The organism is Citrobacter sp. CtB7.12 (assembly GCF_001297795.1).
In the GTDB taxonomy this organism is placed as follows: Bacteria; Pseudomonadota; Gammaproteobacteria; order Enterobacterales; family Enterobacteriaceae; genus Citrobacter_A; species Citrobacter_A amalonaticus.
Map to the genome: position 1 here is coordinate 68,799 of NZ_LIFT01000002.1, position 26,834 is coordinate 95,632.

Sequence of the window (26,834 nt, forward strand, 5' to 3'; positions counted from 1 at the left end):
GGGTGGCGTGAATGCCATCCGGTCATTTCTCCTCCCCCGAACTCCTCCCCCAATAAACCTTCAGATGATGAGTTATCCTGTAAATCGCTATGGCAAGGTGTGCTCATTTTCATCAAAGGGGATACGTGATGTTGAACGCCTGGCACCTACCGGTTGCCCCATTTGTTAAGCAAAACAAAGACCAACTGGCCATTACGCTCTGGCTGACGGGGGAGAACCTGCCGCAGCGCGTCACGCTGCGTGCGGAGAATGACAACGAAGAAATTGCGCTGGCGATGCATAAATTACGCACGCAGCCGTTCCCGGGCGTGACCGCCTGGCGTGCGGCGATTGATCTTCGCAGCGGGCAGCCGCGTCGGCGCTACAGCTTCAAACTGCTCTGGATCGATCGCCAGTTGTGGTTTACACCGCTTGGGTTCAGCCGTTTTCCGCCTGCTCGTCTGGAGCAATTTGCCGTAGATGCACCGGACAGCGGGCCGCAGTGGGTGGCCGATCAGGTTTTCTACCAAATCTTTCCTGACCGTTTTGCCCGCAGTTCGTCACGCGACGCAGAGCAGGATAAGGTTTATTACCATCACGCCGCCGGGCAGGAGATTGTGCTACGTGACTGGGATGAACCGGTGACTGCGCAGGCTGGCGGCTCCACGTTTTATGGCGGCGACCTCGACGGTATCAGCGAAAAGCTGCCGTACCTGAAAAAACTGGGCGTCACCGCGCTGTACCTGAACCCTGTGTTTACTGCGCCGAGCGTGCATAAGTACGACACCGAAGATTATCGTCATGTTGATCCGCAGTTTGGCGGCGATCAGGCGTTAATGCATCTGCGCCAGAAAACGCAGCAGCAGGGAATGCGGCTGGTGCTGGACGGCGTGTTTAACCACAGCGGCGACTCTCATACATGGTTCGATCGTTATCAGCGCGGCTCCGGCGGCGCGTGCCATAACCCAGAATCGCCCTGGCGTGACTGGTACAGCTTTTCGCCAGACGGCGTTGCGCTGGACTGGCTGGGATATTCCAGTCTGCCGAAGCTGGATTATCAGTCCGAAAGTCTGGTCAACGAAATATATCGCGGCGAAGACAGCATCGTTCGTCACTGGCTGAAAGCGCCGTGGAACATGGACGGCTGGCGGCTCGATGTCGTGCATATGCTGGGTGAAGCGGGCGGTGCGCGTAACAACCTTAAGCATGTCGCCGGGATCGTTCAGGCGGCGAAGGAAACGCAGCCAGAAGCCTACGTCTTTGGCGAACACTTTGGTGACGCGCGACAGTGGCTGCAGGCGGATGCAGAAGATGCTGCGATGAACTATCGTGGCTTCACCTTTCCGCTGTGGGGGTTTCTTGCCAATACCGATATCTCTTACGATCCTCAGCAGATTGACGCGCAGACCTGCATGGCGTGGATGGAAAACTATCGCGCCGGGCTCTCTCATCAGCAGCAACTGAGGATGTTCAACCAGCTCGACAGTCATGATACCGCCCGTTTCAAGTCGCTACTGGGCAACGATGTCGCCCGCCTGCCGCTGGCGGTAGTCTGGCTGTTTAGCTGGCCCGGCGTGCCCTGTATCTATTATGGCGATGAGGTGGGACTGGATGGCGATAACGATCCGTTCTGCCGCAAGACGTTTCCCTGGCAGGCGGAAAAACAGGATGTCACATTGCTTGCCCTGTACCAGCGGATGGCGAAACTGAGGCATAGTATCCCGGCGTTACGCTACGGTGGGTGCCAGGTGGTTTATGCGGAAGACAACGTAGTGGTATTTTTGCGCGTCTACCAGCAGCAGCGCGTGCTGGTAGCCATTAACCGCGGAGAGGCGTGTGAGGTGGTGCTCCCGGCGTCACCGCTGCTGAACGTAACAGAATGGCATTGTAAAGAAGGAAAAGGGCAGCTGGTTGAGGACGTCCTGTCGCTGCCGACGATTTCCGCCACCCTCTGGCTGAATCACTGATACAACTGCGCGATGTCGCGGCTGGCAAGCAGCGTTTCCCGCCACCACTGCTGCGCCAGCCCGTGGCTACCATCGCGCCATGCCATATAGGCGACATCTTTTTCGCGAAAAGAGATGACGCTTTTTTCGACCAGTTCGCCCGTGGCAAGCCACGGGCTGGCGATATGCCTCGGGAGAAAACCGCAGCCCATCCCGGCGCGCAGCAGCGCCACTTTACTGTGAAAATCGTCAACATGGATTTGCGGCTGTTCTTCCATCAGGTTGGTTTGCAGCGGATGGCAAAAACGCGCGCTGTCGCTGATGACAATGGCGCGGTGCAGGCAGAGTTGTTCATTCGTCAGTCTGTCAGAGAGTGCGGCCAGCGGATGATTGGGCGCCACCACAAAAACATTATCCAGAGTCCCTAACATTTTGTAGGACCACGCGGCAGAGGTCGGTGGTTCGTTAATCGCGCCAAGAATGATATCCGCGCCATTATGCGTGAGCTCTTCCCATGACCCTGCCAGCGTGTGATACGAAAATTTAAGCAGCGTTTGTTTGTTCAGCGCGTGGAAGGCGTCGATGAGAGGTAACACCACCTCAAAGGGGAAGGAAACATCCAGCGCAATGACCAGCTCTTTTTCCCAACCGGAGCTCAGTTGCAGCGCCTGCTTTTCCAGATCTTTTGCCGCACTGAGCAGCAAACGCCCCTTTTCCAGCATCATCAGTCCGGTGTCGGTGAATTTGGCCCGATGCCCGGAGCGGTCAAGCAGCTCGATGTTCAGGTCTTTTTCCAGCTTCTGAATCATATAGCTGAGCGCCGCGGGCGTCTTAAACAACGATTCGGCAGCGGCGGCAAAAGTACCGTATTTGTCGATAGCGTCCAGGATAAGCAGAACGTCCAGATTAATGCGCATAGGCTAAATATATCCCTGAAAGTAAACCTCACTGTTGTACCGAATAGCGATAAACAAAACCAGTGAATAAATTAGACGGAAGATCCGCATTTTTTTGAAGGTGCCAGACTATATCGCCGGAAAAGGCTTATTTCATATGCTGGTAAGTTTTCTTTAATAAGTCGTTAGAAATTTCCAACTATACTAAACAGGCTTTCTGATTCAGGATTTGATGGCTGACGGCGGATACCAGACGTCAATTTCTAACTCATTGATTAAGGAAGTATATTATGTCTATTCGGGAACTGATTAATCCTTCTAACTCGACGCTCATTTTTATTGACCATCAGCCGCAAATGGCATTTGGGGTTGCGAATATTGATCGCCAGACGCTGAAAAATAATACCGTCGCACTGGCGAAAGCAGGCAAAATATTTAATGTGCCGGTCATTTATACTTCAGTCGAAACAAAAAGTTTTAGTGGTTACATCTGGCCTGAGTTACTGGCGGTGCATCCGGATGTGAAACCTATCGAACGTACTTCCATGAACTCCTGGGAAGACGCGGCCTTTGTGAAAGCCGTGGCGGCGACCGGGCGTAAAAAGCTGATTATCTCTGCGCTATGGACTGAAGTGTGCCTGACCTTCCCGGCACTGATGGCGCTGGAAGCCGGTTACGAAGTGTATGTGGTGACGGATACCTCCGGCGGTACCTCTGTTGATGCGCATGAGCGCGCGATCGATCGCATGGTGCAGGCCGGTGCCGTACCGGTGACCTGGCAGCAGGTTCTGCTGGAGTACCAGCGTGACTGGTCGCGCAAAGAGACCTATGACGCGGTGATGGATCTGGTTCGTGAACACAGCGGCGCTTATGGCATGGGCGTGGATTATGCCTACACGATGGTGCATGGCGCACCGGAACGTAAGGCCTGATTCTGAATTAAAAACCAGGAAAATCAATTCATTGATTCTCGGCTGATAACCACAAAGAAGGGAAAACCACCTTTTTCCTTCTTTGTCAGCAGTCTGATGGCGGGGTAACCCGCCATTAACCTTCAGCAAGGAACCCGACATGGCGCAGAATAAACCTGTGACGCTGGTGATTACGCATACTTTGCAGCCCAATCAGGCGGCGCGATATGAACAATGGCTGGGGAAAATTATGCCGGTTGCGGCGGAATTTCCCGGACACCTTGGCGCGAACGTCATTCGCCCGACGGACGGGCACAATCTGTGGAGCATCATCATTCGTTTCGACACGCTCGAGCATCTCTATAACTGGACGCAATCAGATACGCGACGGCTCCTGGTCGAAGAGATCGCTCCGCTGTTGGCGGAAGGCGATAAAACCGAGATCCACACCGAAGCGGCATTCTGGTTTACGCCCCCCGCGCCACACGTCCGTCAACCGCTGCGCTGGAAGCAGTTCCTGATCACTTTGCTGGTTATTTTTCCCAGCACTAATCTGGTGCCGTGGCTGACCGGCATGCTATTGCCGTCGCTGAAGGGAACGCTGTTACTGCATCTGATTAACGATGCCTGTGTGGTTGCGCTGGTGGTCTGGTTGTGGATGCCCATCGTAACCCGTCTGTTTGCCGGCTGGCTAAAAAAAGCCTGATCGGCTTATCAGGAGAACGTTATGTCTCAAACTGCCTCATTGATTCTGACCCACGGAAAAATACATACCCTCGACAGCCATAGCCCGCAGGCGGAAGCCGTGGCGATCAAGGACGGAAAAATTCTCGCCACGGGAACGCACGACCAGGTGATGCGTTTTGCCGCAGACGGTACACAGGTGGTTGATCTGAAAGGTCACACTGTGATTCCGGGGCTTAATGATTCCCACCTGCATCTGATCCGCGGTGGGCTGAATTACAATCTGGAACTGCGCTGGGAAGGAGTACCCTCGCTGGCCGATGCGCTGCGTATGCTGAAAGAACAGGCCGACCGAACGCCTTCGCCACAGTGGGTTCGCGTGGTGGGCGGCTGGAGTGAATTTCAGTTTGCCGAACGCCGGATGCCGACGCTGGAAGAGCTTAACGACGCCGCGCCGGATACTCCCGTTTTCGTGCTGCATCTGTACGATCGTGCACTGTTAAACCGCGCGGCGCTGAAAGCCGTGGGATACACCAAAGCGACACCCGATCCGGCAGGCGGCGAGATCGTCCGTGATGGTAACGGTAACCCTACCGGGATGCTTATCGCCAAACCTAACGCCATGATCCTTTACTCGACGTTGGCGAAAGGGCCAAAACTGCCGCTGGAGATGCAGGTGAACTCCACCCGCCAGTTTATGCGTGAACTGAACCGTCTCGGACTGACCAGCGCCATCGACGCTGGCGGCGGTTTTCAGAACTACCCGGAAGATTACGAGATCATCGAGCAACTGCATGCCAACAATCAGATGACGGTGCGCATTGCCTATAACCTGTTTACGCAGCGACCGAAGCAGGAACTGGAAGACTTTGAGCGCTGGACCGATATGCTCAAGCCGGGCCAGGGGACCGATTTCTACCGTGCGAACGGAGCCGGGGAGATGCTGGTCTTCTCCGCAGCGGATTTCGAAGACTTCCTGCAACCGCGCCCGGATTTACCGCAAGGCATGGAGGATGAACTGGAGCGCGTGGTGCGCCACCTGGTGGAGCACCGCTGGCCGTTCCGTCTGCATGCCACTTACGATGAATCGATCAGCCGGATGCTGGATGTGTTCGAGAAAGTGAACCGTGATATTCCGTTCAATGGCCTGCACTGGTTCTTCGACCACGCCGAGACCATCAGCGAGCGCAATATCGATCGCGTGAAAGCGCTGGGCGGCGGCATTGCGGTACAGCATCGTATGGCCTTCCAGGGCGAATACTTTATCGACCGCTACGGGAAAGAAGCGGTGAAACAGACGCCGCCAGTGGCGAAAATGCTGGCCGCCGAGGTGCCGGTGGGGCTCGGAACGGATGCCACCCGCGTCGCCAGCTATAACCCATGGACGGCGCTGTACTGGCTGGTTTCCGGGCGCACGGTCGGCGGTACGGCGATGTATGACGACAACAACCGTTTACCGCGCGACGTGGCGCTGGAACTGTGGACGGCAGGGAGCGCGTGGTTTTCCAGCGAGCAAGGCAAAAAAGGGCGCATTGTCAAAGATCAACTGGCCGATCTGGTGGTGCTGTCAAAAGACTACTTCAGCGTCACGGAAGAGGAGATCAAAGGTATTGAGTCGGTGATGACGATTGTCGATGGCAAAGTGGTGTATGCCGCCGGACCGTTTACTCCGCTCGCGCCGCCAGCGATCCCGGTCGTCCCGGACTGGTCTCCGGTGGTGAAAGTGCCGGGGCACTATCGCGCGGCGCCGCCAGCCGCCGCGAAAGCAGGCGCCGTGGTGCAGATGCACCAGTGCTGCGGGAGCTGCGGCGTACACGGTCATCAGCATGATATTGCCCGCCAGTCGGGGATCCCGGTGTCTGACGATCGGGCCTTCTGGGGCGCGCTCGGCTGTTCGTGCTTCGCATTTTAACGCGCCAGCCGGATGTGTTGTTAACGGCATATCCGGCATTTTCACCTTCAGAGATAGCGCGAATGCAACAATTTGTGTCAATCTTAGTTGATCCCGTACAGTGAAGGTGAATACATGGACGACCTTTTAATCCTCGGCTGCATCATTTTGTTCTTCGCACTGGTCGTGGTGCCTGTTCTGGCGATTGTCGCCATCAGCCGAAGTTCAACAACGCGTGATGAGCTTGCCCGCTTACGCCGTCGGGTAGAGGAGCTTGAACAACGTGGCGTTGTTGCCCCTGCGATAACACCAGCGGCAGCGGCAGCGGCACCGGTTCAGCCTGCGGAGACGGTTATGGAGAGCGACCCAGACCCGATTTCGGTGGCGGCGCCAGAACCTGAACCTGAACCCAAACCGGCTCACGTCAACCCCTGGCGCTCGCATACGCCGCAGAACACGGCAAGCGCCGAGAAAATCGTCGAAAGAGACGTCCCTGTTGCCGCCGCGCAACCCTCCGCCTTTGGCGGCGTGGTGTCATCGCTGGTGCGCTGGTTTATGCAGGGCAATCCGCTGGCTAAGCTGGGGATCCTGCTTCTCTTCCTCGGTCTCTCTTTCCTGTTGCGCTATACGGTCGAGCACTCCCTGTTCCCGCTTGAGCTGCGTCTGGTTGCGGCGGCGCTGTTTGCGATTGTCCTGCTGGCGATAGGCTGGCGTCTGCGGCATAAACAGCCGATCTATGCTCTCATTTTGCAGGGTGGGGCGACAGGTGCGCTCTATCTCACCGTCTTTGGCGCGTTTCGCCTCTGGCAAATGCTGCCGATGACGCTGGCCTTTGTGCTGCTGGTGGTTATCTGCGCAGCAAGCGTAGGACTGGCGATTCTGCAAAAAGCGCTCAGTCTGGCGATGCTGGCAAGCCTCGGTGGCTATCTTGCCCCACTGCTGCTTTCGACGGGAAGCGGTAACTATGTCGCGCTGTTCTCTTTCTATTTGCTGCTTTCTGTCGGCATTCTGGCGATCAGCGCCTGGCAACACTGGCGCGAGCTTAATCTGCTCGGCCTGCTTTTTACCTTTGGCGTTGGCGGCCTCTGGGGGCTGGATGACTATCAGCCAGCGTATTACCTGAACTGCCAATTGTTCCTGATAGCCAACATTCTGCTTTTTGGCGTGCTGAGCGTGGCGCTGTCGCTGCGAGCGCAGACGAAGGGCAAGCAGATTATTGATGGCGTTTTGTTGTTTGCGCCGCCGCTGATCGGTTTTGGCATGCAGTACGCCATTATCCGCCACTGGGAATATGGTCCGGCGCTCAGCGCGTTGGGCTACGGCGGTTTTTATCTGGTGCTGGCCTGGCTGGCATTACGTCGCTACCCGTCGTTGGGCCGACCGCTGGTGCTGGCGGCACTGGCGCTGGGCGGCGCGTTTACCACGCTGGCGATACCGCTGGCGCTGTCGGCGCAGTGGACGGCCATGGCCTGGGCGCTGGAAGGGGTGGGGATCCTGTGGCTGGGAGTACAACAGCAGCAGCGACGCATGAGTTACAGCGGTACCGCACTGCTGGTGCTGGCGCTCGGCAGCGCGCTGTGGGCGCAGGCGAACGGCACCACTGCGCTTTCGCTGATGCTGATCTTTGCCGTCCTTAGCGTTTGCTGGCTGGCAGGGGCGTGGCTGTGGCGCAAGATTCATCTGCGCGGCAGCATGGGACTGCTGGCGGGCGGGGTGATATTCTGGATTGTGGCGCTCGCGGGCGCGGCGCAGTGGCAGTTGACCTCCGATTCGCAGGTGATGGCGGGCGTGCTGGCGCTGATGGCCGTGTCGGTCTGGGGCTGGCGATTTGCCGCCGCACGCCTGACGTGGCAGGCGCTGGATGCCTGCAAATGGTTGCTGTGGCCGATGATGCTGGTGGCGCTGCTGTTTCAGATTTCTCAGCAGCAGATTTTTGCCGCAGGCTGGCAGAATCTGGCCTGGTGTCTGGCATTGCCGGCGGCGGTGGCGTTGCTCTGGCGTGATGCTGAGGCGTTGCCGCCGCGTCTTTCCAGGCTGGCGCATCTCTCATTCTTCTGGATGATTCTGTTGGCGCTGGCGGCGGAACTGTTCTGGTTTGCCCGCGACCTGCCGTGGGGCATGGCGGCCTGGGGCAGCGGTGTGGCAATGGCGGCAGGCGGTGCGCTGATTTTCCTCGTCGCAATGGCCGTTCGTCGTCAGTTCTGGCCGTTCCGGGTCTGGCCCGCGCTGTATGCCTGTCAGGCGCTGATTCCCGTCGCGGCGGCATTGGTCGGGCTGTTAGTGCTGACCAATTTGCAGGACGGCGTAGTCTACCGTCAGACCTGGCTACCGCTGCTCAATCCGCTGGAAGAAGGGGCGGCTTTTGCATTACTGGGATTGATCGTGTTTTATCGCGCCTGCCTGCGCTTTTTCCCGGTGCAGGTGTCGGTATGTCGTCCGTGGCCAGTGGTTGCCCTGGTCGCACTTGGCTTCTGGTGGCTGAACGGTATGCTGTTGCGCGCGTTGGCCTGGTATAGCGACGTGGCGTGGAACATGGAAGCGCTGTGGCATTCGCGGCTGATTCAGACCTGTTTTGCGCTGTTCTGGATGCTGGTGGCGCTGGTGGTGATGCTGCGCGCGACTCGCTATCGTTCACGCCGGGAATGGCTGTGCGGGGCGGCATTGTTAGGGATTGTGATTGTGAAACTGATGTTGGTGGACAGCGCGCGTGGCGGCGGCCTGGCGCGTGCGGTTGCGTTTATCGGTGTGGCTATACTGGTGCTCATTGTCGGGTATTTTTCACCGTTACCGCCCAAAACTGGAGAAGAAAAATGAAATGGATGAAAGCGGTATTATGTAGTGTGCTACTGGGCGTGGCAGGCACCGCCATCGGCAGTGATGACGTGAAGGAGTCACCGAGGGATTACGCGACGGGCGTTATGCTGGAAACGCTCGGCACATCGCCGTGGTATCGCGTGTCGCTCCCGCAGGCGGTGTACCTGGGGACCGCCTGGCCAGATTTGCGCGACGTCCGCGTTTTTAATCATGCGGGGGAGACGGTGCCGTTTACGCTGGTGGCGCAGAAAACCCAACCCGTTACACCGCAAACGGTCACGCTGAGACTCTTCCCGCTGGATATGTCGCCCGTCCCGCCGCGTGAGGAGGGGAGACGTAGCGGGGAATCTTTTGTCTTACGCTCGAAGACCGGCATTGAAATTCATCTGGAAAGTGATGACGTTAAAACGGTTGGACAGAGCTATTTACTGATGCTGCCGGAGGAGATGAAAGACGACTTTTTCCTGGAGCAACTGCGTCTGAACTGGGAGACCCCGACGGGCAACTGGCAGGGGAAAGCGTCGGTCTATGCCAGTCGTGATTTACGCTACTGGCGGTCCGTACAGGAAGAGGCGCCGCTGCTGGCGCTGACGCGTGATAACGATCGGCTGAAAATGGATACCATCAGCGCCAGTCTGAGACTTTCTGCCGATGGGAATCGTTATCTGCTGGTGATCCTCGATTCGCAAAGCCCGGCGCTGACGTTAAACAGCGTCACCGCCATTGCCGAAAACAGCGCGCCGGAATCTGCACGAATCGAGATCGGCGCGCAAGAGGAAAAGGTGTCCAATGACGAAGCGATCTGGCGCTGGACACAGCCGCAGCCTCTGACTTCGCTCAGCATCGTTCTGGATGATGAAGGCGTTTTACCGGTAGAGCTGGCGTGGCGTAGCGCAGAAAAAGCGCCCTGGCAGCCACTGACGAAAACCGTGCTTTATCGCCTGAACGGCAAGCGTTCGGAGGATATTCGTCTTTCCGGTGGGCTGGTTGACGCCGTTCGGATGACGACCATTAACGCTCGCTTGCCGGAGAGACTGCCTGCGCTGAGCGGCGCGCGCGACAGCTATCAACTGGTGTTTAATACTCAGGGAAAAGGGCCTTACATGCTGGCCTGGGGCAACCGGGCGGCGCAAAAAGCGGATATCGGTCTTGATCTGTTGATTCCAGTGTCGCTACGTAAAACACAGGAGATAGACGCTCTGCCACGGGCCACGCCGCAGAATGAGGTCGCCCTCGGCGGCGAGGCGCGACTGACGGCAACATCGGCTGCCGAGCAACAAAGCCAGTGGAAAACGGTGCTGGTGTGGGTGGCGCTGATACTGGGTGTTGCCATTCTGGCGTTAATGGCCTGGCGTATCTGGCGGGAAGTCAAAAAGGATGGGACGCAGTAAGCGATAAAAAGGCTCGCCGTCAGCACGATATCGCCCGCCCCGGCGTTGACCGGCGGCGGGTTTTCCCTGAGATGGCGTCACACGATGAGGCCAAACGTTTCTAATAGCGGTTTTGCGAGCCAAACAGTTCGATGCGCCGCGCAATCATCTCGCGTACCGGTTTTAGCCCCTGATTGATCACTTTCCGCGGGTCATTGACGTCGTGACCGGTATCGGCAGCAAATATCGCTTTCACTTCCTGGCACCAGGCGTACATGTTTTCGGTATTGACGTTAATTTTTGCCGTCCCGCAGGCAATGGCTTTACGCATGTCATCGTCTGCAATACCGGTGCCGCCGTGCAATACCAGGGGGACTTTTACCAACTCGGAAATGGTTTTCATCTCCGTAAACCCTAGTTTAGCTTTGCCTTTATACAGTCCATGGGTTGAACCCAGCGCTGCCGCCAGGCAATCGACCTGGGTTTCTTTGACCAGGGTATAGCACTCCTGTGGGTCGGCGTAGATAACCTCGGAATTGACAATGCCATCTTCACTGCCGGCGATGGTGCCCAGTTCAGCTTCAACCGAAATGCCTTTGCTGTGGGCCAGTTCAACCAGATGACGGGTAATGGCCAGGTTCTCGTTAAACGGCAGGTGCGAACCATCAAACATAATAGAACTGAATCCGGCGTCGATAGCCGCTTCGCAGGCTTCACGGGTGGTCCCATGATCCAGGTGCAGTGCGACCGGAATATCAATGTTTAAATAATCCATCGCATTCACCACGATGTCATGAATACATTTTAATCCCAGCATATGTTTAACTGTACCGCCGGAAACGCCTAAAATAACCGGAGAGCGTAGCTGTTGTCCGGTGCTTAATACCGCACCGACCCATTCCAGATTATTGATATTGAATTGTCCTACGGCATAACCGTCCCGTAGGGCATGCCGAAGCATGTCCTTCATAGAAACTAACATAATCACCTCTTGATATTCATTAAAAGCAATTACTCGCCAAAATATTGCTTTAAGTTTCTTTCGTAGCTATTTAACGAGTTGTGGACAACGGCAAGGTCCGGCATAGATTCGCGGACACCTTTTTTCTCTATGGAAATGGCGGCAGTCAGGCTGGCAAATAAAATGATATTATCAATATGCCATGAATAATGAACGCCGTAAGTAAAGGCACCGTGGAATACATCTCCTGCGCCAGTGGTATCAACGGCATTGCACAGCCAGGCAGGCACAATTTGCAGCATACCATTTTTTAATAGCGCGCAGCCTTTTTCCCCGAGGGTAATAAAGGCTTCCCCACGGCAAATTTTATTTAACTCAATTAGCGCTGCTTTAATTTCCGCTTCGGTACTCAGGGCACGATATCCCATATAGTCACGGGCAAAATGCTCGCTGACCACAAAATAATCGGTCCAGGCCGCTAGTTTAATATTACTGTCACGTAATGAACCGCCGTCCATGACCACCCGTGCCGATGGCAGTTTCTTAATTAAATATTCACTGATTTCGGCTTCATGACCATCAATTAATAGCGTTACGGGCTCGTCTGACGCAATCAACCGTTCAGCCAAATCATCAAGCTTGAGCTTCTGGTCATAAGTCAGCGAAGGTGGCGTTTGCATTTTACGGGTAATTATCGTCCGCGACCCCGTTAAGCGGTTTACCAGCACCGATGCCAGCGGTGTGATCATTTCATCAGAGAACACGACCTGACTGGTATCGACGCCCGCCTGGGCAAACTCATCAATAATACGCTGACCGTAAAGGTCCTGGTTCAGATGGCCAATGTAATAAACATCTTCACCCCATAATCCCAGCAACCACGCCGCATTTGCTGCCGGGCCGCCGCCACTTTCAATAAAGTCATGGCAGAAATTTTTGGTATTTTCCTGCGGCCATTCGTTCAAAAAGAAAAACTGATCAAAACATGAAAACCCGATGGACAAGATAGCCATAACAACTCCTGATTATTTTGTCAGCTGCGGGAAGACATCCCTTCCCGCAGGGAAAAATGAAACGGCTTATTCATTTTTCTTATCCGCAGTGAGCTCCTCATAGCTGAGCGTGTCACCGACTACGCGAACCGAACGGAAGCAGAATGGCACCAGCAGCGCGACGATAAGCGCCAGACAAATCAGGTAGATAGTGATCTGACCAAACTGGGTGAAGGCGTTACCGATAATAATTCCCCACACTGCGAAATCAAAGTCAGCGAAGGTGCTGTTTTCAAAGCCCAGGTTCCCCAATGCCGGAAGCAGCATGGCTGGCAGGAAAGCAAGGAATATGCCGCCGATAAAGGAGGCGATGATGCAGCCGCGTTTACCGCCAAGCTTGTCGGCGAATACCCCGGAAGTCCCGCCACAGAAGAAGTGCGGTACCATGCCCGGAATAATCAGCGCCATTCCCAGTCCGCCCAACATGAGCATACCGACCAGACCGCCAACAAATGAGCTGATAAAGCCTACGACGACTGCCGTTGGGCTGAAGGTGAAGAAGACCGCGCAGTCAACAGCAGGGATCGAGTCAGGAATCAGCTTCTGGCTAATCCCCTGGAATGCCGGAACCAGATCGCCGAGGATCAGCCGCACGCCGTTGTAGACGATGGCGACGCCAACCGCAAACTGCAGACCGGTAAGAATAGAGAAGATCAACATGTTCTGATCCGTTATCGTACGGAGATATTCAGTGCCAGCGACGGCGCTGCATACAAAGTAGATAATGAACATCACAATCCCGGTTGTGACCGTGGTATCGCGCAGAAAACCCCACTTTTCTGAGATTTCAGTATCGGCGAATGAGTTTGCCGGGTTACCGGTTTTGGTGGCGATCCAGGCTGAGATGTAATAGCCCAGGGAGCCAAAGTGTCCCATCGCGATACCGCCGTCTTCGGTCACCTGTTTGGTATAACGCTGGCCGATTGCCGGAGAAATGGCCGACCATGAGCCGAGCAAGAATCCGCCAATTAAAACCAACATCCAGCCGCGGAATTCCGCGGCCTGGAGAACCGCCGAAAACAGGCACGCCAGAAAGAACGAGTGGTGGCCGGTTAGAAAGATATATTTGTACTTGGTACAGCGAGCAATAATGAGGTTAAAAATAAAACCTAACAGCAAAATACTCATGGTTTCCACACCCAGCACCTTCTGTGCGACGGAAACAATGGCCTCGTTGTTAGGGATTACGCCGCGAATATTAAATCCGGCTTCGATAATTCCACCAAGCGGGTTCAGGTTGGCAACGATAACGCCAGCACCTGCGCTTAACATTAAATACCCTAAAATAGGTTTTAAGGTACCGGTGAGCAATTTATTCCCAGGAGAGCGTAGCGCCACTAAGCCGACAAAGGCGATAATCCCCATCAGGAATGCGGGTTGGCTAAATATTTCTGATAAGAAACTAAGAATAGCCTGCATGATCGTTCCCTCAATAATGATTAAGAGTGAGTTGCAGCAATTTTGGTAAGTGCTTCGGTAATATCTTCAGCAATTTTCGCTTTATGCACGTAGCTGCGAATAATGGCGACGTTACAATGCGCAGGAAACTGGTTTGCCAGCTCTTTAATCGTGACATAAAGATCGGCTTTTTCTCCTACAGCGTTAGCGAAATCAACGGAAGCAACGTCGGCTTTGATGCCTAATTCATCACATATTTTTTTGACATTATTCGCAGCCATTAATGAACTGCCAATACCGTTACCACAAACCGTTCTGATAACTAACATAATGACTACTCCATTTGTTTTTGGATGAAATGTAATACTGAATGAATGTCATTTTCCTGCTGAAGAAAGGTCACGATATCGGACTCAATCAATGAGGCGATCAGCTGGATCATTTTGATATGGCTATCGGCATCCGCGCCTGCAATGGCGATGATGACGTTAACCGGATCAAATTCCTCATGGCCAAAGGCAATTGGTTGTTGACTGGTGACTAAAGAAAATCCGGTCAGCAATGCGCCTTTTTCTGGCCGGGCATGGGGCATCGCCAGGCCATAGTCGATAACAATAGCGGAGCCGAAATCCCGGTAGACCTTAACCATTTCACTGACATATTCCGGGCGACAAATATTTTGTCGGACCAGTAACGAGCCAGCCAGTTCGATAGCCTGCTCGGGGCTGGAAATATTCTGCTTAAGCGTAATCAGTCCAGGGTTAAAAATAATGTCCATCATCCGATCCTTAATGCGTTCATATTCCTGAACATGATCATGGCCAAATATAGCAACAAAAATTATGGGACAGATCACATATGGATTTTTAAATGTTGAAGCCGATCACATCAGGGGAATGTTGGCGTTATTTTGTCGACAAACGTTTTATTTTTTATTTTGTTTTATATCAATGCGTTAGAGTTTACCTTTTTGGCGTGGAAGAAATGGAAAGGAAAGATAAGCAGTCAAATGTCTGAATTTAAAATGAAGAAATGCGATTTTTATCACAAATAATGGGGCGTTTTTTTCACAAAGTTTGAACGAGTTGGCAAAAATCAGGCTCGAGGGCGATCCTACTCATTGATGACATCAATATTTGTATGGCGATGCGTTAAAAAGGTGTTGCGTGATGGTAGGGTCAGGCGGTCAGAAACAAAAAAGGCTCGCCGTGGCGAGCCTTTTCGTTAATTCATGCCGATTACAGGCTGGAGACGTTTTCGGTCAGGTATTTTGCAACACCGTCCGGAGAGGCGTTCATACCTTCTTTGCCTTTTTCCCACTGTGCCGGGCAAACTTCACCGTGCTCTTCGTGGAACTGCAGCGCGTCAACCATACGCAGCATTTCGTCGATGTTACGACCCAGCGGCAGGTCGTTAACCACCTGGTGGCGAACCACGCCATTTGCGTCGATCAGGAAAGAACCACGCAGCGCAACGCCCGCTTCCGGATGTTCGATGCCATAGGCTTTCTGGATTTCACGCTTAACGTCAGCAACCATTGCGTATTTCACTGCACCGATGCCGCCTTTGTCGACAGGGGTGTTACGCCATGCGTTGTGGACGAATTCAGAGTCAAAAGAAACGCCAACCACTTCAACGCCGCGCTTCTGGAATTCTTCATAACGTTTGTCGAACGCGATCAGTTCAGACGGGCAAACGAAGGTGAAATCCATTGGCCAGAAGAACAGAACGGTCGTTTTGCCGTTGGTGTGCTGTTTGAAATTGAAGTTCTCAACAATCTCACCGCTACCGAGTACCGCAGCTGCTGTGAAATCCGGAGCCTGACGAGTCACCAGTACCATATTATTCTCCTGCAAAGTTAAGGGTTTTTGGAACGCAACGCGGGCCAGTATAGAAGGTGAAGGCGAATAAGACAAAGAGGCACTGGCAATCGTTCAGTGAGCTTTTACCTATCAATATTCTCAGGGGATCCGGTAAGCGAAAGCGCCACCGGGCAAATCGCCGGGAGGCGGCTTTGCTTTATCCGGTCGACTGAACTACGGGTATCAGAGCGTTTTCTGCCTGGCTTGTTCCATCATGCGCGGATAAAACCGCCAGAAGCGCGCTTCCAGGGCATCATAATGGTTGTCCAGGTCATACCAGGAATCGCGAAGCGCATCCAGACGCGGTCGGCGACTCGCCATTCCGTTCAACACATTCTGAATAAAATCCATATCGCGATAACGCTCCAGCCACTTTTCCGACCACAGATAGTTGTTCAGATTGACAAAACGTGGCGGCGAATCGGGCAGAATAACCGACACCTGCTGATGGGCATAGCGCACGAACGCCGGTAGCGTCATGTCCGGGGACAGCTGTGACCAGTGGCGCGACAGGAAATGATCCCACATCACGTCGAGCGTGATCGGCGCAACACGGCGCGTTTCTGGGCGAAACCACGTTTTGGCCTCCGTTACCTCGGGCAGGTTATCGGTTAGCACATCGATGCGGCGATGCATAAAAATACCGTCGACAACCTCGGGGCAATAGTCCTCTGCGGGGTTGCCGCGCACAAAATCGGCCAGCAAATTGCCGGAAAGAGAGCTGTCAGCGAGATGAGCGAGATGCAGATGAGCGAGAAAATTCATGCGTTTTATTTTTCCAGAAGCGGCTAGTTGTTGCAGCAAGAGGGTGTGAGCACTAGACTATGCCGCCTGTTTTTAAGTCACGAGTATACGTCATGCGCGTCGCCGATTTCTCCTTTGAACTACCTGAATCCCTGATTGCTCACTATCCCATGCCTGAGCGCAGCAGCTGTCGCTTACTGTCACTGGATGGGCCAACGGGCGAGCTGACGCACGGCACGTTCACCGATTTGCTCGACAAGCTCAACCCAGGCGATCTGCTGGTGTTTAATAATACCCGCGTGATCCCGGCGCGTCTGTTTGGCCGTAAAGCCAGCGGCGGTAAGATTGAAGTGCTGGTCGAACGTATGCTCGATGATAAACGTATTCTGGCACATATTCGCGCTTCTAAGGCGCCGAAACCGGGTGCGGAGCTGCTGCTGGGCGATGATGAGAGCATCAAAGCGACCATGACCGCGCGCCACGACGCGCTGTTCGAGGTGGAGTTTGATGACGCGCGCACGGTGCTCGATATCCTGAACGCCATCGGCCATATGCCGCTGCCGCCGTACATTGAGCGCCCGGATGAAGAAGCCGATCGCGAGCTTTACCAGACGGTATACAGCGAAAAGCCCGGTGCCGTTGCCGCGCCGACCGCGGGGCTGCACTTTGACGAACCGCTGCTGGAAAAACTGCGCGAGAAAGGTGTCGAGATGGCGTTTGTAACGCTGCACGTCGGCGCGGGGACATTCCAGCCGGTGCGTGTGGACACCATTGAAGATCACATCATGCACTCCGAATATGCGGAAGTGCCGCAAGAGGTGGTGGACGCGGTGCTGGCGGCGAAAACGCGCGGCAACCGGGTGATTGCGGTTGGCACGACCTCAGTGCGTTCTCTGGAGAGCGCGGCGCAGGCGGCGAAGAACGCGCTTATTGAACCGTTCTTTGGCGACACACAAATTTTCATCTATCCAGGTTATCAATACAAAGTGATTGATGCGCTGGTGACTAACTTCCATCTGCCTGAATCGACATTGATTATGCTGGTCTCGGCATTTGCCGGTTATCAGCACACGATGAATGCATACAAGGCTGCGGTAGAACAACATTATCGCTTTTTTAGCTACGGGGACGCGATGTTTATCACGTACAATCCGCAGGCTATTTCTGAGCGCGTCGGGGAGTAAATCCGCGGCGCAGGTTGACACGTTGGACTGTTTTTCTGACGTACTGGAGAAAAAATGAAATTCGAACTGGATACCACCGACGGACGCGCCCGCCGTGGCCGCCTGGTGTTTGATCGTGGCGTTGTGGAAACGCCTGCTTTTATGCCGGTGGGGACCTACGGCACTGTTAAAGGCATGACGCCGGAAGAAGTTGAAGCCACTGGCGCGCAGATTATCCTTGGTAATACCTTCCATCTCTGGCTGCGTCCAGGCCAGGAGATCATGAAGCTGCATGGCGACCTGCATGATTTCATGCAGTGGAAAGGCCCGATTCTGACGGACTCCGGCGGTTTCCAGGTTTTCAGCCTGGGTGATATCCGTAAGATCACCGAACAGGGCGTACACTTCCGCAATCCGATCAACGGCGATCCGATTTTCCTTGATCCAGAAAAGTCGATGGAGATTCAGTACGATCTCGGTTCCGATATTGTCATGATTTTTGACGAATGCACGCCGTACCCGGCGGACTGGGACTATGCTAAACGATCGATGGAGATGTCACTGCGTTGGGCGAAGCGTAGCCGCGACCGTTTTGATGGTCTGGGCAACAAAAATGCGCTTTTTGGCATCATTCAGGGCAGTGTTTACGAAGATTTACGTGATATCTCTGTGAAAGGTCTGGTAGAGATTGGCTTTGATGGCTACGCTGTCGGCGGTCTGGCTGTGGGTGAGCCGAAGGAAGATATGCATCGCATCCTTGAGCATGTTTGCCCGCAAATTCCGGCAGATAAACCGCGGTACCTGATGGGCGTCGGTAAACCTGAAGATCTGGTTGAAGGCGTGCGTCGCGGTATCGATATGTTTGACTGCGTGATGCCAACACGCAATGCGCGTAATGGTCACCTGTTCGTGACCGATGGCGTGGTGAAAATTCGCAATGCGAAGCATAAGAGCGATACCAGCCCACTCGATGCTGAGTGTGATTGCTACACCTGTCGCAATTATTCACGTGCCTACTTGCATCATCTTGATCGTTGCAACGAAATATTGGGCGCGCGACTCAATACGATTCATAACCTGCGTTACTACCAGCGTTTGATGGCGGGTTTACGCAAGGCTATTGAAGAGGGTAAATTAGAGAGCTTCGTGACCGATTTTTACCAACGTCAGGGTCGACCGGTTCCACCTTTGAACGTTGATTAATTTTAATAATGAGGGAATTTGAATGAGCTTTTTTATTTCTGATGCGGTAGCGGCAACAGGTGCTCCGGCGCAGGGCAGCCCGATGTCTCTGATTCTGATGCTGGTGGTGTTTGGTCTGATTTTCTATTTCATGATCCTGCGTCCACAGCAGAAGCGCACTAAAGAGCATAAAAACCTGATGGCCTCCATCGCGAAAGGTGATGAAGTCCTGACTAACGGTGGCCTGGTAGGCCGAGTGACCAAAGTTGCAGAATCTGGTTACATCGCTATCGCACTGAACGATACCACTGAAGTGGTTATCAAACGTGATTTCGTAGCTGCCGTTCTGCCGAAAGGCACCATGAAGGCGCTGTAATAGTAACTTTTCCCTAAGGGAACTGCCGTGTTAAACCGTTATCCTTTGTGGAAGTACATCATGCTGATCGTCGTCATTGTCGTCGGCCTGCTGTATGCGCTTCCCAACCTGTATGGTGAGGATCCGGCCGTTCAAATCACTGGCGCGCGCGGTGTCGCCGCCAGTGAGCAAACGCTGATCCAGGTCCAGAATACGTTACAAAAAGAAAAAATTACCGCTAAGTCTGTGGCACTGGAAGAGGGCGCGATTCTTGCGCGCTTCGACACCACCGACACCCAACTGCGTGCACGTGAAGCGCTGGTGGACGTGCTGGGTGATAAATACGTCGTGGCGCTTAACCTTGCTCCGGCAACTCCGCGCTGGTTGGCGGCCATCAAAGCAGAACCGATGAAACTCGGTCTTGACCTGCGCGGCGGCGTTCACTTCCTGATGGAAGTGGATATGGATACCGCGCTGGGTAAACTGCAGGAACAAAATATCGATAGCCTGCGCAGCGATCTGCGTACAGAAGGCATCCCGTATACTACCGTTCGTAAAGAAGACAATTACGGCCTGAGCATCAACTTCCGTGATGCTGACGCACGTGATAAAGCGATTGCTTATCTCAGCAAGCGTCACCCGGATTTGGTTATCTCAAGTCAGGGCAGCAATGCGCTGCGCGCGGTGATGACCGATGCACGTCTGAGCGAAGCGCGTGAATACGCGGTACAACAGAACATCAATATCCTGCGTAACCGTGTGAACCAGTTGGGCGTCGCCGAACCGGTGGTACAGCGCCAGGGCGCGGATCGTATCGTGGTCGAGCTGCCGGGTATTCAGGACACGGCGCGTGCGAAAGAGATTCTTGGCGCGACAGCGACGCTGGAATTCCGTCTGGTCAACACTAACGTTGATCAGTCTGCGGCGGCATCCGGGCGTGTTCCAGGTGATTCCGAAGTGAAACAGACGCGTGAAGGTCAGCCGGTTGTGCTGTACAAACGCGTTATCCTGACTGGTGACCATATCACTGACTCCACTTCAAGCCAGGACGAATATAACCAACCGCAGGTAAACATCTCGCTGGATAGCGCAGGTGGCAACATCATGTCTAACTTCACCAAGGACAATATCGGTAAACCGATGGCGACCCTGTTTGTGGAGTACAAAGACAGCGGTAAAAAAGACGCTAACGGTCGCGCGGTGCTGGTGAAACAGGAAGAGGTGATTAACATCGCCAACATCCAGTCTCGTCTGGGTAACAGCTTCCGTATTACCGGGATCAACAACCCGAACGAAGCGCGTCAGCTTTCTCTGCTGCTACGTGCCGGTGCGCTGATTGCGCCGATTCAGATTGTTGAAGAGCGGACCATCGGTCCAACGCTGGGGATGCAGAACATCAAGCAGGGTCTGGAAGCGTGTCTGGCCGGTCTGGCGGTGTCCATCCTGTTCATGATTCTGTTCTACAAGAAGTTTGGTCTGATTGCGACCAGCGCGTTGATTGCTAACCTGGTACTGATTGTTGGCATTATGTCGCTGCTGCCGGGGGCAACGCTGAGTATGCCGGGGATTGCGGGGATCGTCTTAACCCTTGCCGTCGCCGTCGATGCGAACGTCCTGATCAACGAACGTATCAAAGAAGAGTTGAGTAACGGACGTTCGGTGCAGCAGGCGATCAACGAAGGGTATGCGGGCGCCTTCAGTTCCATCTTTGATGCGAACATTACGACGCTGATTAAGGTCATTATCCTGTACGCTGTCGGCACCGGGGCAATTAAAGGGTTCGCGATTACTACCGGTATCGGTGTGGCGACGTCGATGTTTACCGCGATCGTCGGTACGCGTGCCATCGTAAACCTGTTGTATGGCGGCAAGCGCGTCAAAAAGCTGTCAATCTGAGGAGTGCGAAGTGGCACAGGAATATACTGTTGAACAATTGAACCACGGCCGTAAAGTCTGGGACTTTATGCGCTGGGACTACTGGGCTTTCGGCATCTCAGGCCTGTTGCTGGTATTGGCCATCATCGTGATGGGCGTGCGAGGCTTTAACTGGGGTCTCGATTTCACCGGTGGTACGGTGATTGAAATCACGCTGGAAAAACCGGCTGAGATGGACGTGATGCGCGACGCGCTGGAAAAAGCGGGCTTTGTTGATCCGCTTTTACAGAACTTCGGCAGCAGTCACGACATCATGGTCCGTATGCCGCCGACCGAAGGGGCCAACGGCGGCCAGGTGCTGGGCAGCAAAGTGTTGAGTGTGATTAATGAATCCACCAACCAGAACGCAGCGGTGAAGCGTATTGAATTCGTCGGACCGAGCGTAGGTGCCGATCTGGCGCAAACCGGTGCGATGGCGCTGCTGGCAGCGCTGATCTCCATCCTGGTTTACGTTGGTATCCGTTTCGAATGGCGACTGGCGGCGGGCGTGGTTATCGCGCTGGCGCACGACGTCATCATTACGCTGGGGATCCTGTCGTTATTCCATATCGAGATCGACCTGACTATCGTGGCATCGCTGATGTCCGTTATCGGTTACTCGCTTAACGACAGCATCGTGGTGTCTGACCGTATTCGTGAAAACTTCCGCAAAATTCGTCGCGGGACGCCTTACGAAATCTTTAACGTGTCACTGACCCAGACGCTGCACCGTACGTTGATTACCTCCGGTACGACGTTAATGGTTATCCTGATGCTGTTCCTGTTTGGTGGTCCGGTGCTGGAAGGCTTCTCGCTGACTATGCTTATCGGGGTGTCCATCGGTACGGCATCGTCCATTTACGTGGCATCGGCGCTGGCGTTGAAACTTGGTATGAAGCGCGAGCATATGCTGCAACAGAAAGTCGAGAAAGAAGGGGCGGATCAGCCGTCAATTCTGCCGTAACCCGATTTTCAGTTCACGCTCAGAAATCCCGGTCATTCGATCGGGATTTTTCTTTTCTTCCTTTCTCTTGTCCTGCAATCACTCCTGACACTATGCTGTCAGGAGCCCTGTTTTATCCTCTTCCTGAACTTACCCACACAGGCAGGAGGAATGATGAAAAGCATTATTAACTGGTTTGAAATTCCCGTAACGGATATGGAACGCGCGATTGCGTTTTATGAGCCGGTCATGAGGCTGTCGCTGCGTCGTGAAAAAATGGATTTTGCCGATCTGGCGGTTTTCCCGTATGACGAACCGGCCGCCGGTGGGGCGTTGGCGAAGTTTGATGGCATCGCGCCTTCCTTACAGGGCGCCATTATTTATCTGCATACGGACGATCTCAGCGCCACGCTGGATCGCGTCGCCAGTGCCGGTGGCAACTGCGTTTTTGGTCCGCTCGATCTCGGTAAAGAGATTGGTACCATCGCGCTGTTTACTGACAGCGAAGGCAATCGTGTGGGGTTACATCAACCGGCTTAATCACAGAGAGCAACTATGACCCGTCGCGCTGACCGTTTATTTCAGATAGTCCAGATCCTGCGTGGCAGGCGGCTGACAACGGCAGCGCTGCTGGCGGAGCGGCTTGAGGTGTCAGAGCGGACGATCTATCGTGATATCCGTGACCTTTCGCTCTCCGGCGTGCCGGTCGAAGGGGAGGCGGGAAGCGGCTATCGGCTGATGGCGGGGTTTGATCTCCCGCCGCTGATGCTAACGCACCGGGAATCGGAAGCGCTGATTGCCGCCATTCGTCTGCTGCACACCTGGGGCGGTGATCTGCTCTCCAGAGAACTGGAGTCGGCGCAGGAAAAGGTGCTGGCGATATTACCGGAAGAAAGCCGACGTAAAGCCGAGCAGGCACGTATCTTCGCGCCGGATTTTGGCAGGCAACAGCATTCACGCAGCGCGTTCGATATGATCCACCGGGCGGTGAGCACGCAACAGGTGCTGGCGTTACATTATCGTGATGAGGCGGGGCAGCTCACCTGGCGGGACGTGCAGCCGTTAGGGATTTTTTTCCAGGGAGAGTTCTGGCTGCTGGTAGCCTGGTGCGAACGGCGCGAGGACTATCGCTGTTTTCGTGTCGATCGCTGTTTAAGCATCACGCCGCTCGACAGGCGATTTAGCGAGTGCGCCGATCGATCGCTGAGTGATTTTTTACGTAAGATCCGCGACGAAACGCACGCATAAAAAAGCCAGCGCTCTGGCTGGCTTTTGCAGGAAAGGAATGTTATCAGAAGTTGTAGCCGACAACCAGATAGCCACCCCAGCCGGTAGATTTCACGTTGAAGTTACCTTTGCCGAAGTTCAGCTCTGCGTCGTCGTTCCACTGACCCCCGTTGTGCCAGTAACGCGCTACGACCGAATAGTGCCAGTGGTCGTAGTTCAGCGCCAGAATATGGCTGGAGGCGATGGAGTCGTTGGTACGCGCTTTGTTGCCGTTCAGATCGGAGAAGTCGTTGTCGCCCAGATCGGAACCCCAGTCAAAGTTGGTGAAACCGATATAGCTCAGGTTACCGCCCCACAGTTCGGTAATCGGAACAAAGTATTTCACTTTGAAACGGTAGCCGTCCCACTCGTTTTCGTTAGCGGCGCCATAGTTCTGCCACTGATATTTCGCATATACGTTCAGAGACAAACTCATCGGCAGGCCAGTATCAATATCGGTACCCAGACCCATGTACCAGGTGCTCTGACGGCCATCTTTGTTACGACCCATGTCGTAGATGTAGTTATTGGCGAAGTACCACTCTTTAAACGGACCGAAGCTCAGGTCAGTGCCAGTCAGTTTGTCGATGGAGAAACGCGGTTCGATTTCCATAAACAGCGGAGAACCGTGGTTCCAGATCCCTTTCGCGTCGGTGTTACCACCGAAGAAAACCGGCGCATCCATGTAGCCATAGAAGTCAAACCAGTCTTTCTTCGCGAAAGCTTCATATTCCAGATAGGTATCGTTACGGAGCTGCGGTCCGAAACGGGTGTGATAGCTACCGACGACGTTGACGCTCTGGTGCCACCAGTCTGAAAGATACTGCGGTTTGTCATTTTCCGCAGCATTTGCGGTGAATGTCGAGGAGAGCGCGAGCACGGCACCGGCTGCAAGTAATGTTTTTTTCATATTGTATGCCACTGTTTGAAATCCCTGACGGGAGTGAAAAAGGCGCAAATAGCGTTTCTGAATAATTCATGTTTCTGGGAGCCTATTATAGAAATCATTGCTCACAAAAATATGTCTTGTTTCACAGTTCTATCATTCACGTAATCGATTGCGTTCACGTTTGCGTATTTTAGCGCGGCGATTGTACTGACTTTCATGCTGATTGCCAACGTTGACAAAAACTGACGTGGATGTCAGTGGAGTCACAAAAAGAGGCGGAGGGATGTTGCGGAACGCACAAAACGTTCCGCAAGGAGGTTTATTGCGTAACAGGCTGGATGTCGTGGATACGCACAAATCCTAACTGGTCTGGGGTGAGGTTATTCAGTTGCAGCGGGATGTCCACATCGCTCGGTGCCAGCACGCTGGCCGGGGCATTGATCAACTGATTCTGCACATTCACTTCCTGATAATTGTCAGTCGTTCCCTGAATTTGCCCATATTCAACGGTGCCGCTAAAGGCCGGCAGCGGATCGTTGGATTCCCCCTGAATGCGCAGCGTCACCCGGGTGCCAGCGGCATTCGGCGCAATGTTGATAAGCGACATGCGCAGTGTGCCTATCTGACTGTTCAGCCGTGCGGGCGTATTGGAGCCTGGGAGCAGGTAAACACCACGGGTGGATTTAACGTTCAGACTGTTTTGCTGAGTAATCTTCACGGTTTCCTGATTAAGCTGATTCATCTCTTTATTCAGCGTTGAAACGCTTTGATGCATCTGGCGCACTTCGCTTTGTTGCGCGCAGGCGCTCAGACTAAAGAGACTTCCCACCAGGAGAATTCTTAGGTAACGTCTTGTCATCTCTCTTATTTCCTGAATAGTCGCGATACCATAATGGTAGTTCGTAATATGATCAAAGACATCGATCCATTGTCTCAAAAGCGTTGCGCCTTTGTTGTCACGTCAGTTCAGGTTAAAATAGATTTCTGTTAACCACCTGGTCAGGACGCCGTATGCATTGCCCATTCTGTTTCGCCGTAGACACTAAGGTAATTGACTCTCGTCTTGTGGGCGAGGGCTCTTCTGTACGCCGCCGTCGGCAGTGTCTGGTTTGTAATGAACGTTTCACTACCTTTGAAGTGGCAGAACTGGTAATGCCACGCGTTGTGAAAAGCAACGACGTGCGCGAACCGTTTAATGAAGAAAAGCTGCGCAGTGGAATGCAACGCGCGCTGGAAAAGCGTCCGGTGAGTTCCGATGACGTCGAAATGGCGTTGAATCATATTAAGTCGCAACTGCGCGCCACCGGCGAACGTGAAGTCCCCAGTAAGATGATTGGCAATCTGGTGATGGAACAATTGAAAAAACTCGATAAAGTCGCCTATATCCGCTTTGCCTCGGTTTACCGCAGCTTCGAAGATATTAAAGAATTTGGCGAAGAGATCGCTCGCCTACAGGATTAAGCCATGCAGGATGAGTTATACATGGCGCGAGCGCTGAAGCTGGCGCAGCGCGGGCGGTTTACCACCCATCCCAACCCTAACGTCGGCTGCGTGATCGTCAATAACGGCGAGATTGTCGGTGAAGGTTATCACCATCGTGCGGGCGAACCGCATGCGGAAGTGCATGCCTTGCGCATGGCGGGCGAAAAGGCCAAAGGGGCCACTGCGTACGTCACGCTTGAGCCCTGTAGTCATCATGGCCGCACGCCGCCGTGCTGCGACGCGCTGATCGCCGCGGGCGTTTCTCGCGTGGTGGCGGCGATGCAGGACCCGAATCCACAAGTGGCGGGACGCGGATTATACCGTTTGCAGCAGGCGGGCATTGACGTCAGCCACGGGCTGATGATGAGTGAAGTCGAAGCGTTAAATAAAGGTTTTCTCAAACGGATGCGCACCGGGTTTCCGTATGTGCAACTGAAACTCGGCGCTTCGCTGGACGGCCGTACAGCGATGGCCAGCGGCGAAAGTCAGTGGATTACCTCTCCCGAGGCGCGACGTGATGTTCAGCGTCTACGCGCGCAAAGCCATGCCATTTTAACCAGCAGCGCGACGGTGCTGGCGGACGATCCGCAGCTCACCGTGCGCTGGCCAGAACTCGGCGAGGCGACACAAGCTCTTTATCCGCAGGATGCCGTGCGTCAGCCGGTGCGAATTGTGATAGACAGTCAGAACCGCGTAGCGCCGGAGCAGCGCCTGGTACAGCAGCCAGGAGAAACCTGGATTGCGCGCACCAAAGAAGACGCACGCGTCTGGCCCGACTCGGTTCGCACGATTTTGGTGCCGGAGCATAACGGGCATCTGGATCTGGTGGTGCTGATGATGTTGCTCGGCAAACAGCAAATTAACAGTCTGTGGGTGGAGGCCGGGCCGACGCTCGCCGGTGCGCTCTTGCAGGCCGGAGTGGTTGACGAGCTTATCGTCTATCTTGCGCCTAAACTGTTAGGCAGTGACGCCAGGGGATTATGTGTGTTGCCAGGGCTTGAGAAACTGGCTGACGCCCCCCATTTCAAATTCAATGAGATACGCCAGGTGGGCCCGGACGTTTGCCTGCATTTAACCCCTGCGTGAGGCTTTCGAATTATCGAATTATTGGAAGCAGCGCACAGAATATTAT

The 26,834-nt window shown here is 54.1% G+C and carries 25 protein-coding genes; 15 read left to right on the forward strand and 10 right to left on the reverse strand.

From position 1 onward, the window contains the following. The first annotated feature begins 128 nt into the window (after positions 1–128). A complete protein-coding gene (gene malZ, locus AOY24_RS01970) occupies positions 129–1,946 on the forward strand; it encodes a maltodextrin glucosidase (protein WP_054176070.1) in 1,818 nt (605 codons plus the stop codon). Here the strand turns inward: malZ and AOY24_RS01975 are convergent. Next, positions 1,940–2,842: a LysR family transcriptional regulator gene (locus AOY24_RS01975; protein WP_044259007.1), complete on the reverse strand. Its 903-nt coding sequence runs from the start codon at positions 2,840–2,842 to the stop codon at positions 1,940–1,942. The two genes, malZ and AOY24_RS01975, sit on opposite strands and share 7 nt — an antisense overlap. Positions 2,843–3,111: 269 nt before the next feature. On the opposite strand from AOY24_RS01975, the gene AOY24_RS01980 reads away from it, so the two are divergent. The 5 genes from AOY24_RS01980 to AOY24_RS02000 all read left to right on the forward strand — a co-directional run bounded on the left by AOY24_RS01980 (position 3,112) and on the right by AOY24_RS02000 (position 10,512). Continuing rightward, positions 3,112–3,753, forward strand: coding sequence for a hydrolase (locus AOY24_RS01980; RefSeq protein ID WP_043001616.1), 642 nt, complete (start codon positions 3,112–3,114; stop codon positions 3,751–3,753). A 139-nt stretch (positions 3,754–3,892) separates the two neighbouring features. Continuing rightward, complete coding sequence (locus tag AOY24_RS01985; protein WP_043001615.1) at positions 3,893–4,438, forward strand: antibiotic biosynthesis monooxygenase; 546 nt, start codon at positions 3,893–3,895, stop codon at positions 4,436–4,438. Positions 4,439–4,459: 21 nt separating this feature from the next. After that, positions 4,460–6,328 carry an amidohydrolase gene (locus AOY24_RS01990; RefSeq protein WP_043001614.1) on the forward strand — a complete coding sequence of 623 codons (1,869 nt, stop codon included), beginning with the start codon at positions 4,460–4,462 and terminating at the stop codon, positions 6,326–6,328. Positions 6,329–6,442: 114 nt separating this feature from the next. Beyond that, on the forward strand, positions 6,443–9,121 hold the full coding sequence (locus AOY24_RS01995; protein ID WP_054176071.1) for a DUF2339 domain-containing protein: 2,679 nt from the start codon (positions 6,443–6,445) through the stop codon (positions 9,119–9,121). Continuing rightward, positions 9,118–10,512, forward strand: coding sequence for a DUF3999 domain-containing protein (locus AOY24_RS02000; RefSeq protein WP_044259000.1), 1,395 nt, complete (start codon positions 9,118–9,120; stop codon positions 10,510–10,512). Before AOY24_RS01995 ends, AOY24_RS02000 begins: the two co-directional genes overlap by 4 nt. A 100-nt stretch (positions 10,513–10,612) precedes the next feature. Here the strand turns inward: AOY24_RS02000 and fba are convergent, their stop codons facing one another. From fba to acpH, 7 genes are all read right to left on the reverse strand, one after another. Continuing rightward, positions 10,613–11,473, reverse strand: coding sequence for a class II fructose-1,6-bisphosphate aldolase (gene fba / locus AOY24_RS02005; RefSeq protein ID WP_044327308.1), 861 nt, complete (start codon positions 11,471–11,473; stop codon positions 10,613–10,615). A gap of 29 nt (positions 11,474–11,502) precedes the next feature. Next, complete coding sequence (locus AOY24_RS02010; RefSeq protein ID WP_043001610.1) at positions 11,503–12,465, reverse strand: carbohydrate kinase family protein; 963 nt, start codon at positions 12,463–12,465, stop codon at positions 11,503–11,505. A gap of 66 nt (positions 12,466–12,531) precedes the next feature. Next, entirely contained in the window at positions 12,532–13,923 is a 1,392-nt protein-coding gene (locus tag AOY24_RS02015) for a PTS ascorbate transporter subunit IIC (protein WP_044258993.1), read from the reverse strand. Between the two features lie 20 nt (positions 13,924–13,943). Continuing rightward, the gene (locus AOY24_RS02020) at positions 13,944–14,231 is read right to left on the reverse strand and encodes a PTS sugar transporter subunit IIB (protein WP_004099415.1); all 288 of its coding nucleotides are present in this window, start codon (positions 14,229–14,231) and stop codon (positions 13,944–13,946) included. A 5-nt stretch (positions 14,232–14,236) separates the two neighbouring features. Next, positions 14,237–14,680, reverse strand: a complete 444-nt coding sequence (locus AOY24_RS02025) for a PTS sugar transporter subunit IIA (protein WP_044268241.1) — start codon at positions 14,678–14,680, stop codon at positions 14,237–14,239. Between the two features lie 460 nt (positions 14,681–15,140). Next, on the reverse strand, positions 15,141–15,743 hold the full coding sequence (locus AOY24_RS02030; RefSeq protein ID WP_043001608.1) for a peroxiredoxin: 603 nt from the start codon (positions 15,741–15,743) through the stop codon (positions 15,141–15,143). Between the two features lie 204 nt (positions 15,744–15,947). Then, complete coding sequence (gene acpH / locus AOY24_RS02035; protein WP_044268238.1) at positions 15,948–16,529, reverse strand: ACP phosphodiesterase; 582 nt, start codon at positions 16,527–16,529, stop codon at positions 15,948–15,950. Positions 16,530–16,621: 92 nt separating this feature from the next. On the opposite strand from acpH, the gene queA reads away from it, so the two are divergent. The 7 genes from queA to AOY24_RS02070 all read left to right on the forward strand — a co-directional run bounded on the left by queA (position 16,622) and on the right by AOY24_RS02070 (position 23,313). Then, complete coding sequence (queA, locus tag AOY24_RS02040) at positions 16,622–17,692, forward strand: tRNA preQ1(34) S-adenosylmethionine ribosyltransferase-isomerase QueA (RefSeq protein ID WP_044258985.1); 1,071 nt, start codon at positions 16,622–16,624, stop codon at positions 17,690–17,692. Between the two features lie 54 nt (positions 17,693–17,746). Continuing rightward, positions 17,747–18,874, forward strand: coding sequence for a tRNA guanosine(34) transglycosylase Tgt (gene tgt, locus AOY24_RS02045; protein ID WP_012133574.1), 1,128 nt, complete (start codon positions 17,747–17,749; stop codon positions 18,872–18,874). 22 nt (positions 18,875–18,896) lie between these two features. Beyond that, positions 18,897–19,229, forward strand: a complete 333-nt coding sequence (yajC, locus tag AOY24_RS02050; RefSeq protein ID WP_042324569.1) for a preprotein translocase subunit YajC — start codon at positions 18,897–18,899, stop codon at positions 19,227–19,229. Positions 19,230–19,256: 27 nt separating this feature from the next. Beyond that, positions 19,257–21,104, forward strand: a complete 1,848-nt coding sequence (gene secD / locus AOY24_RS02055; RefSeq protein WP_071888433.1) for a protein translocase subunit SecD — start codon at positions 19,257–19,259, stop codon at positions 21,102–21,104. A gap of 10 nt (positions 21,105–21,114) precedes the next feature. After that, complete coding sequence (secF, locus tag AOY24_RS02060; RefSeq protein ID WP_043001604.1) at positions 21,115–22,086, forward strand: protein translocase subunit SecF; 972 nt, start codon at positions 21,115–21,117, stop codon at positions 22,084–22,086. Between the two features lie 153 nt (positions 22,087–22,239). Beyond that, a complete protein-coding gene (locus AOY24_RS02065) occupies positions 22,240–22,605 on the forward strand; it encodes a VOC family protein (protein WP_054176072.1) in 366 nt (121 codons plus the stop codon). Positions 22,606–22,620: 15 nt separating this feature from the next. Continuing rightward, entirely contained in the window at positions 22,621–23,313 is a 693-nt protein-coding gene (locus tag AOY24_RS02070) for a YafY family protein (RefSeq protein WP_043001602.1), read from the forward strand. 43 nt (positions 23,314–23,356) lie between these two features. Here AOY24_RS02070 and AOY24_RS02075 read toward each other — a convergent pair whose 3' ends face one another. Together AOY24_RS02075 and AOY24_RS02080 are read right to left on the reverse strand one after the other, a co-directional pair. Next, positions 23,357–24,241: a nucleoside-specific channel-forming protein Tsx gene (locus tag AOY24_RS02075; RefSeq protein ID WP_044258980.1), complete on the reverse strand. Its 885-nt coding sequence runs from the start codon at positions 24,239–24,241 to the stop codon at positions 23,357–23,359. A 298-nt stretch (positions 24,242–24,539) separates the two neighbouring features. Continuing rightward, positions 24,540–25,079 carry a DUF3251 domain-containing protein gene (locus tag AOY24_RS02080; RefSeq protein ID WP_043001600.1) on the reverse strand — a complete coding sequence of 180 codons (540 nt, stop codon included), beginning with the start codon at positions 25,077–25,079 and terminating at the stop codon, positions 24,540–24,542. A gap of 152 nt (positions 25,080–25,231) precedes the next feature. Between AOY24_RS02080 and nrdR the strand changes: the two genes are divergently transcribed. Both nrdR and ribD read left to right on the forward strand, forming a co-directional pair. Beyond that, a complete protein-coding gene (gene nrdR / locus AOY24_RS02085) occupies positions 25,232–25,681 on the forward strand; it encodes a transcriptional regulator NrdR (protein WP_042324561.1) in 450 nt (149 codons plus the stop codon). Positions 25,682–25,684: 3 nt separating this feature from the next. After that, entirely contained in the window at positions 25,685–26,788 is a 1,104-nt protein-coding gene (gene ribD / locus AOY24_RS02090; RefSeq protein ID WP_054176073.1) for a bifunctional diaminohydroxyphosphoribosylaminopyrimidine deaminase/5-amino-6-(5-phosphoribosylamino)uracil reductase RibD, read from the forward strand. Positions 26,789–26,834 lie beyond the last annotated feature (46 nt).

Bases quoted from the DNA above. Each gene is read 5' to 3' on its own strand.
- AOY24_RS02000 (WP_044259000.1), top strand. From the start codon at position 9,118: ATGAAATGGATGAAAGCGGTATTATGTAGTGTGCTACTGGGCGTGGCA.
- AOY24_RS01980 (WP_043001616.1), top strand. From the start codon at position 3,112: ATGTCTATTCGGGAACTGATTAATCCTTCTAACTCGACGCTCATTTTT.
- AOY24_RS01995 (WP_054176071.1), top strand. From the start codon at position 6,443: ATGGACGACCTTTTAATCCTCGGCTGCATCATTTTGTTCTTCGCACTG.
- AOY24_RS02025 (WP_044268241.1), bottom strand. From the start codon at position 14,680: ATGGACATTATTTTTAACCCTGGACTGATTACGCTTAAGCAGAATATT.
- acpH (WP_044268238.1), bottom strand. From the start codon at position 16,529: ATGAATTTTCTCGCTCATCTGCATCTCGCTCATCTCGCTGACAGCTCT.
- fba (WP_044327308.1), bottom strand. From the start codon at position 11,473: ATGTTAGTTTCTATGAAGGACATGCTTCGGCATGCCCTACGGGACGGT.
- AOY24_RS02075 (WP_044258980.1), bottom strand. From the start codon at position 24,241: ATGAAAAAAACATTACTTGCAGCCGGTGCCGTGCTCGCGCTCTCCTCG.
- AOY24_RS02070 (WP_043001602.1), top strand. From the start codon at position 22,621: ATGACCCGTCGCGCTGACCGTTTATTTCAGATAGTCCAGATCCTGCGT.
- AOY24_RS02080 (WP_043001600.1), bottom strand. From the start codon at position 25,079: ATGACAAGACGTTACCTAAGAATTCTCCTGGTGGGAAGTCTCTTTAGT.
- malZ (WP_054176070.1), top strand. From the start codon at position 129: ATGTTGAACGCCTGGCACCTACCGGTTGCCCCATTTGTTAAGCAAAAC.
- AOY24_RS01985 (WP_043001615.1), top strand. From the start codon at position 3,893: ATGGCGCAGAATAAACCTGTGACGCTGGTGATTACGCATACTTTGCAG.
- AOY24_RS02065 (WP_054176072.1), top strand. From the start codon at position 22,240: ATGAAAAGCATTATTAACTGGTTTGAAATTCCCGTAACGGATATGGAA.
- yajC (WP_042324569.1), top strand. From the start codon at position 18,897: ATGAGCTTTTTTATTTCTGATGCGGTAGCGGCAACAGGTGCTCCGGCG.
- queA (WP_044258985.1), top strand. From the start codon at position 16,622: ATGCGCGTCGCCGATTTCTCCTTTGAACTACCTGAATCCCTGATTGCT.
- tgt (WP_012133574.1), top strand. From the start codon at position 17,747: ATGAAATTCGAACTGGATACCACCGACGGACGCGCCCGCCGTGGCCGC.
- AOY24_RS01975 (WP_044259007.1), bottom strand. From the start codon at position 2,842: ATGCGCATTAATCTGGACGTTCTGCTTATCCTGGACGCTATCGACAAA.
- AOY24_RS02020 (WP_004099415.1), bottom strand. From the start codon at position 14,231: ATGTTAGTTATCAGAACGGTTTGTGGTAACGGTATTGGCAGTTCATTA.
- AOY24_RS01990 (WP_043001614.1), top strand. From the start codon at position 4,460: ATGTCTCAAACTGCCTCATTGATTCTGACCCACGGAAAAATACATACC.
- AOY24_RS02010 (WP_043001610.1), bottom strand. From the start codon at position 12,465: ATGGCTATCTTGTCCATCGGGTTTTCATGTTTTGATCAGTTTTTCTTT.
- ribD (WP_054176073.1), top strand. From the start codon at position 25,685: ATGCAGGATGAGTTATACATGGCGCGAGCGCTGAAGCTGGCGCAGCGC.
- nrdR (WP_042324561.1), top strand. From the start codon at position 25,232: ATGCATTGCCCATTCTGTTTCGCCGTAGACACTAAGGTAATTGACTCT.
- AOY24_RS02030 (WP_043001608.1), bottom strand. From the start codon at position 15,743: ATGGTACTGGTGACTCGTCAGGCTCCGGATTTCACAGCAGCTGCGGTA.
- AOY24_RS02015 (WP_044258993.1), bottom strand. From the start codon at position 13,923: ATGCAGGCTATTCTTAGTTTCTTATCAGAAATATTTAGCCAACCCGCA.